This is a genomic window from Cognatilysobacter lacus (genome assembly GCF_008274655.1).
GTDB classification, from domain to species: Bacteria; Pseudomonadota; Gammaproteobacteria; order Xanthomonadales; family Xanthomonadaceae; genus Cognatilysobacter; species Cognatilysobacter lacus.
Genome location: NZ_VTRV01000146.1, coordinates 1 through 6,762 on the forward strand (window position 1 = coordinate 1; position 6,762 = coordinate 6,762).

Here is a 6,762-nt window from a genome sequence, read left to right on the forward strand (position 1 = left end):
GTGGCGCCAGGCCGTGCTCGACCGCATCCGCGAGGGCCTCCTGCTGCCCGCGCGTGCCGCGCTGGGACCGAAGGCCGGGATGCCGGAATTCGCGCAGATCGAAGGCATCGCGTGGCCGCTGGTGACGCAGCGCCCGCTCAACCTGCTGGATCCGCGCTTCGCCTCCTGGGATGCGCTCTTCGAAGACGCGGCCGCCGACGTGCGCGCGCAGCTTATGCAGCGGGGCGCTCTGCGCGACCGCACGTGGGGCGAGCGCAACACGGCGTCCATCTGCCATCCGCTGGTGAAGGCGCTGCCGTTCATGCGCCGCGCGCTTTGCATGCCCGCCGAGCCGCTCGACGGCGATTCGCTGGCGCCGCGCGCGATGGAGCGCGACTTCGGCGCGTCGGAACGCATGGTGGTGTCACCCGGACGCGAGGCCGACGGGATCACGCACATGCCGGGCGGCCAGAGTGGCCATCCGCTGTCGCCGTTCTGGGGCGCCGGCCACGAGGCCTGGGTCCACGGACGCCCGACGCCGTTCCTGCCAGGGCCCGCGCGTTACGTGCTGACGGCGACGCCGGCGAAGTAGTTCGCGTCGCGCCGGATGCGCGTCGCTCGCGACGCTGCGCGACTACGTGCGTTGCCGTCGCAAGCCTGTGCCGCTTGCACCCCTAGAGCGCTGCCGCTACCCGCGCGCGCTCCACGTGGCGCATCAGCAAGGGCAGGAGTTCCTCGAATGGCATCGGGCGCCCCAGCAGGTAACCCTGCACCTCGTCGATGTGCCGCGCGCGCAGCCAATCGAGCTGCATCGACGTCTCGACGCCTTCGGCGACCGTTCGGATGTCGAGCGCATGCGCGAGCCCGATGATCGAGTTGCAGATCGCTGCATCGTCATCGTCGCTGCCGAGGTCGCGTACGAATGAACGGTCGATCTTCAGGCGGTCGATCGGAAAACGCTTGAGGTAGGCAAGGCTCGAATAGCCCGTGCCGAAGTCGTCGATCGAGAAGCTCACGCCCATGTCCACGATCTGGCGCATCAGCTCGATCGCGCGTTCCGGATCCTGCATCAGCAGGCCTTCGGTGATCTCCAGTTCCAGCACGTCGCCGGGAAGGCGGTGCGCCTTGATGGTGTCGCGCACGTGGTTGACGAGGTCGTCATTGAACTGCGCGGGCGAAACGTTCACGGCGACGCGCAGCGCGGGAAGGCCGGCGTCCGCGAGCAGGCGGTAGTGGCGTGCCGCCTCGTCGAGTACCCGCCTGCCGAGCTCGACGATGAGCCCGCTCTCCTCGCACACCGGGATGAATTCGCCGGGCAGCAGCAGGCCGCGCTCCGGGTGCCGCCAGCGCACCAGCGTTTCCAGTGCGACCGGACGGTCGAGGCCATCGAACAGCGGCTGGAAAACGGGCACGAACTCATCGCGCTCCAGCGCGCGCCGGAGTTCGGCCACCAGCTGCACGCGGCGCGAAACGCCGTCGACGAACTCGTTCTGGAACGGCACGGCGCGATTACGGCCCTGGCGCTTGGCCTGGTGCATGGCCACGTCGCCGTGCTTCAGCACCGTCTCGACGTCGGTGCCGGCCTCGGGGAAGCGGCACCAGCCAATGCTGGCCGTGAGCGTCTGCTGCGAACTGCCCGTCTCGATCGGAACGCTGAGCGCCTCGCTGATGCGGCGGATCACTTCGAGCGCGCCCGAATCCCCCATCTGCTCGGTGAGGATGATCACGAATTCGTCGCCGCCGAAACGCGCGACGGTGTCGGTTTCGCGGGCCACCGAAAGCAGGCGCCGCGCGACCTCGCACAACACCTGGTCGCCCGCGGTATGGCCGAGGGTGTCGTTGACCAGCTTGAAATCGTCGAGGTCGACGAAGATCAGCACGCCGTCGCGGCCGTAGCGCTGCGCGTTTAGCAGCGCCTGGTGCAGGCGGTCCTGCAGCAGCTGCCGGTTGGGCAGGTCGGTCAGTGCATCGTGCGTGGCGCGATAGGCGAGGCGTTCCTCGTAGTTCTCGCGCTCGCTCATATCGAGCATGCCGCCGACCATGCGGATCGCGCGGCCGGTGGAGTCGCGCTGGATGAAGGCGCGGTCGATCACGAGTACGTAGCTGCCGTCGCCGCAGCGATACCGGTACTGCGCCTGCCATTCGGCGTCGCCGTGCTCCAGCGCGTGTACGAGACCGGATGTCACGCGGCCGTGGTCGGCAGGATGGATGCGCGCGTACCACTCCTCGACCCCGGGCAACGGCTCGGGCAAGGCGCCGAAGCGCGTGTAATAGCTCTCGCTCCACCAGATGTCGCCGGTGGTCGGATCGTAGTCGTAGATGGCGTCGCTCGTGGCGCGTGAAACCAGCCGGAAGCGTTCCTCGGCGCGCTCACGCTCGGTCACGTCGTGCGCGGCGACCAGGCGCGAGCGGCGGCCTTCGAAGTCGATGTCGTGGTTGTGGATCGCCATCCGCATGACACGGCCGTCGCGATGCAGGTGCGTCCACACGCGGCCCTGCGGGCGCAGGGGCGAATCATTGCGAGCGGCGTCGATGAGCGCGTCGCTGTCGCACTCGGGGCGGATCGAATGCATGCTCGCGCCGACCAGCTCCTCGCGCGGATAACCGTAGTGCGCAACCATCGCGTCGTTCACCGCGGTGATGGTCAGCGACTCGCGATCGAAGACCCACATCGGCAGCGGGTTGTGCTCGAACAGGAAGCGATAGTCGGCCTCGGCGTGCAACGCGCGCTCACGGGCCTCGACAAGTTCGGTGATGTCCTGTTGGAAGCCGCGGACGATAGGCTCGCCGTGTTCGTTGGTCGTGCAAACCGAACGCACCAGCACCACGCGTTCCGCGCCATCCGGACGACGGATGCGGAACTGGATCTCGTTGGGCGTGCCGTCCGGCAACACCGTGTCGCCGTTCGCGAGGACCCGGTCGCGGTCCTCGGGATGCACCAGTTCCAACACCTCGTCGAGCGGCATGATGCGGGTGTCTTCGGGCAGCCCGTAGATTCGCGCGCCCTCGGCCGACACATGGATCACGTTGGCGAGTGGATCCCATTCGTACTCGCCCAGTTTCGCCAGGCTCTGCGCCTGTTGCAGGCGCTCCTCGCGGTTACGCACCGTCTGCAGCGCGCCCGCAAGCCGTTCGATGAGCGCGTCCTGATCTTCGCGCGCGCGGTCGAAGCGGCGCACGACCCAGCTCCAGGCCAGCGCCATCAGCAGCGCGACCAGCACGATCGACGCGGCCGGATGCGCCCACAGGTCGATGAGACGCGGCGGCTCGGTGCCGACGACGATGGTGAGGCCCGTTCCGGGCAGGCGTCGGAACCTGTGCTCGCGACGGCGCCCGTCGCTGACGGTCCTGGAGGTGTAACGGCCCTCGCGCACGCCTCGCAGCTCCGGGCTGAACAGCGGCGAGGCGGCCATCGATCGGCCGGTCGCCTGCGCCGTGTCGAACGACCCCGCGACGAGCAGACGGCGATCCTGGACCAGGCTGACGAAGTCGTCATCGCCCAGGCCGTACCCCTTCACGACAGCCGTGAGCAGATCGGCATCGACGCGCGCCGAGACGATTCGATCGCCTACCCGGCGCGAGACCGGCAGACGCCAGTGCCCGCCGTCGTCGACAGGTGCGCCCACCCGCGTCTGCGTGCCGATCCCGGTGTCCGACGGCGTCGCGGCACGGACTGAAAGCCCTCGCATCTCGACGATCGTGTGCGCGGCCGCCCCGCCCGGGGGCGCCGCTGCGGCGAGTTGCTGGCCGACCAGGAACAGCCGGTCGAGAAGCTGTCGCTGGACCGCGTCGGTCACGAGCCGGCTGCGTTGCTCGTGCACGGCCTGGTAGTCGTGATATTCGGTTACCACCAGCACCGCGGCGATCACGGGCAGCAGCGCGACGAGGCTCCAGCCGATCGCGAGCAGCCGCGTGCGCTGCCGGTCGCGGGGGGTGCCCGCGGCGGCCGTCGACTGCCTGTCGCTCGCTTCAAGTGAACTCATGCCGCCCCGTCATCCATGCCCGACCTGCCGGCGACCGAACGGCCGCCGGCCACGCCGCTTGCTAATGATCGTTAACGGGCGGGGCGCGGCGGGGCTTGAGTCACGCAGGCGTGACGCGCGTCGCTTCTGCCGCGTGCGCCACGCCCGTCTGGGGCACATTCGAAGCTGCGTGGACCCCCGCTACCGCGCGCCCGGACGGATCGGCGGCGGCCGCGAAGGCGGCGTCCCATGCGATCGCGGCGGGCGTCGAGCAGGCGATCGAGCGCCCGCCGGGCACCGTACGCGCGCACGCATCGCCAGGGAACCAGCGCTCGAAGTGGCTGCGGTAGAGGTAGGCCTCCTTGGTCTGCGGCGGGTTCACGACGAAGCGCTGCCCGGCCGTGGCGAGCGCGCTGTCCGCCACCTCGCGGGATGCATGCGCCTTGAGCGAGTCGATCCAGCCATAGCCGACGCCGTCGCTGAACTGCTCCTTCTGGCGCCAGAGGATCGACTCCGGCAGCCAGCCTTCGAAGGCCTCCCGCAGGATCGCCTTCTCGATGCGTCCGCCGCCGGCCATCTTGGCGGACGCGTCCATGCGCATGGCGACGTCGAGGAACTCCGTGTCGAGGAACGGCACGCGCGCCTCGACGCCCCAGGCCATCATCGACTTGTTCGCGCGGAGGCAGTCGTACTGGTGCAGGCCCTCGAGCTTGCGCACGGTTTCCTCGTGGAACTCGCGGGCATCCGGCGCCTTGTGGAAGTACAGGTAGCCGCCGAAGATCTCGTCGCTGCCCTCGCCCGACAGCACCATCTTGATGCCCATCGCGCGGATGCGGCGCGCCAGCAGGAACATCGGCGTGGACGCGCGGATGGTGGTGACGTCGTAGGTCTCGACGTGGCGGATCACCTCGGGTAACGCGTCGATGCCCTCCTCCACCGTGTAGGTAAATCCGTGGTGGACGGTGCCGATGGCGTCGGCCGCCAGCTGCGCGGCGGCCAGGTCGGGCGAGCCATCGAGCCCGATCGCGAACGAATGCAGCCGTGGCCACCACGCTTCGCTGCGTTCGTCGTCCTCGATGCGAAGGCGTGCGTGGCGGGCCGCGATGGCCGCCACCAGCGACGAATCCAACCCGCCCGACAGCAGCACGCCGTAAGGGACGTCGCTCATCATCTGCCGCTGCACGGCGCGCTCCAGCGCATCGCGCAATGTCTGGGCATCGACTGCGAGGCCGTGCGTGGCGTCGTAGTCGCGCCAGTCGCGCTCGTGATAGCGCGCGATCCGGCCGGTGGCGCTGTCATACCAGTGCCCGGGAGGAAACGGCGCGACGTCGCGACAGGTGCGCGCAATCGCCTTCATTTCCGATGCGCCCCAGACCCGCCCATCCGCGTCATGGCCCCAGTACAACGGGCAGACACCAACGGGATCGCGCGCGATGACGAAGCGCTCGCGGACCGCATCCCAAAGCGCGAACGCGAAGATCCCGTTGAGCCGATCGAGCCATGCGCCGATGTCATCGCCGGACGCGTAAAGCGCGCTGATCGGTTCGCAGTCCGAACCGGTGGCGAACGGGTAGTCGTGCATTTCGGCACGCAGCTCGCGATGGTTGTAGATCTCCCCGTTCACCGCCAGCACCACGCTGCTGTCGCGCGAGACGATCGGCTGCGCACCGCCGACGGGGTCGACGATTGCGAGACGCTCATGCACCAGAAGTGCGTGGCGCTCGGCGTAAACGCCGCTCCAGTCGGGGCCGCGGTGGCGCTGCTGCGCCGACATGGCGAGCGCGGACGGGCGCAGCGGACGGAGGTCTGCAGCAGGACGGAGGTCGAAGGCCGCGAGGATCGAGCACATGTCGGGTTTCTCTTTCACTGGGGGATGAAAACGAAAAAGCCCGCGCTTTTCGGCGCGGGCTTCGAGGTCGATCAGCGTGTGGTGCGCGCGCTAATCGCCGGCCCGCGGGAGGCTGGCGTTATTGCTATTGTTATTGACGCGCGCGCACGCGCCGCGGCTGCGGTGCGAGTTGTCGAGGGCGCGGGCGGACGTCATGGCTCGATCCTGCCGCGCATACGCGCAACGCACAAGTCAAAACGCGACCGTCCGTCAGCAGCGCGCGCGGGTCACCGGGCGCCCTTGCTACGCGCCCCGCGGCCCACCAAGCAGCCAAGACGGAAGGCTTCAACCGGCAGGCTAAAGCCGGGTCAGCAGCGCGAGGTCGTCGCGAAAGCCGCGGTAGGCCAGCTCACGCTCTTCGTCGCCGCTCTGCCTCAGCACCCACGAGGGGTGCATGGTCGCGAACGCGCGTCGGCCGGCTTCCAGCTCGAACCACTTCCCGTGCTGTTTCATCAGCGAAAAGTTCGCTCCGAAGACCGCCCTGGATGCGATGGCGCCCAGGCACACCACGATTTCCGGCTTCACCACCGAAAGCTCGCGCTCGAGCCACAGGTGGCAGGCCTTCTGCTCGGCCGGGGTGGGCTGCTTGTGGATGCGACGCTTGCCGCGCAACTCGAACTTGAAATGCTTGACCGCGTTGGTCATGTACAGCGCGGCGCGATCGATGCCGAGTTCGTCGAGCGCGCGGACAAGTACGCGGCCAGCGGGCCCGACGAAGGGCTCACCTTCCACGTCCTCGCGGCCACCCGGCTGTTCGCCGATCACGAATACATGTGCGCGCGCCGGCCCGCGGCCGAAGACGGTTTGCGTGGCCGGCCGCCACAGATCGCAGCGCTTGCATCCAGCGGCGGCCTCTCGGAGCGCCTTCAGGCCGCGACCGACAGGTTCCGGCGCGCTGCCCTCCGGGATATCCGCCGACGGCATGGCGCGACG

The 6,762-nt window shown here is 69.0% G+C and carries 4 protein-coding genes; 1 reads left to right on the forward strand and 3 read right to left on the reverse strand.

Annotated elements, in window-relative coordinates; all coding sequences use genetic code 11:
- Positions 1–571, forward strand: a 571-nt coding sequence (locus tag FW784_RS11480; RefSeq protein WP_149353480.1) for a penicillin acylase family protein, incomplete at its 5' end; no start/stop codon positions are given.
- A gap of 82 nt (positions 572–653) precedes the next feature.
- Here the strand turns inward: FW784_RS11480 and FW784_RS11485 are convergent.
- From FW784_RS11485 to FW784_RS11495, 3 genes are all read right to left on the reverse strand, one after another.
- Complete coding sequence (locus tag FW784_RS11485; RefSeq protein ID WP_149353481.1) at positions 654–3,962, reverse strand: bifunctional diguanylate cyclase/phosphodiesterase; 3,309 nt, start codon at positions 3,960–3,962, stop codon at positions 654–656.
- A 100-nt stretch (positions 3,963–4,062) separates the two neighbouring features.
- Positions 4,063–5,790: an asparagine synthase B gene (gene asnB, locus FW784_RS11490; RefSeq protein WP_149353483.1), complete on the reverse strand. Its 1,728-nt coding sequence runs from the start codon at positions 5,788–5,790 to the stop codon at positions 4,063–4,065.
- A 336-nt stretch (positions 5,791–6,126) separates the two neighbouring features.
- On the reverse strand, positions 6,127–6,762 hold a 636-nt coding region (locus FW784_RS11495), incomplete at its 5' end, for a UdgX family uracil-DNA binding protein (RefSeq protein ID WP_149353482.1).

What these genes read in the sequence shown, in the direction of transcription:
- FW784_RS11485 (WP_149353481.1), bottom strand. Translation starts at nt 3,962, where the DNA reads ATGAGTTCACTTGAAGCGAGCGACAGGCAGTCGACGGCCGCCGCGGGC.
- asnB (WP_149353483.1), bottom strand. Translation starts at nt 5,790, where the DNA reads ATGTGCTCGATCCTCGCGGCCTTCGACCTCCGTCCTGCTGCAGACCTC.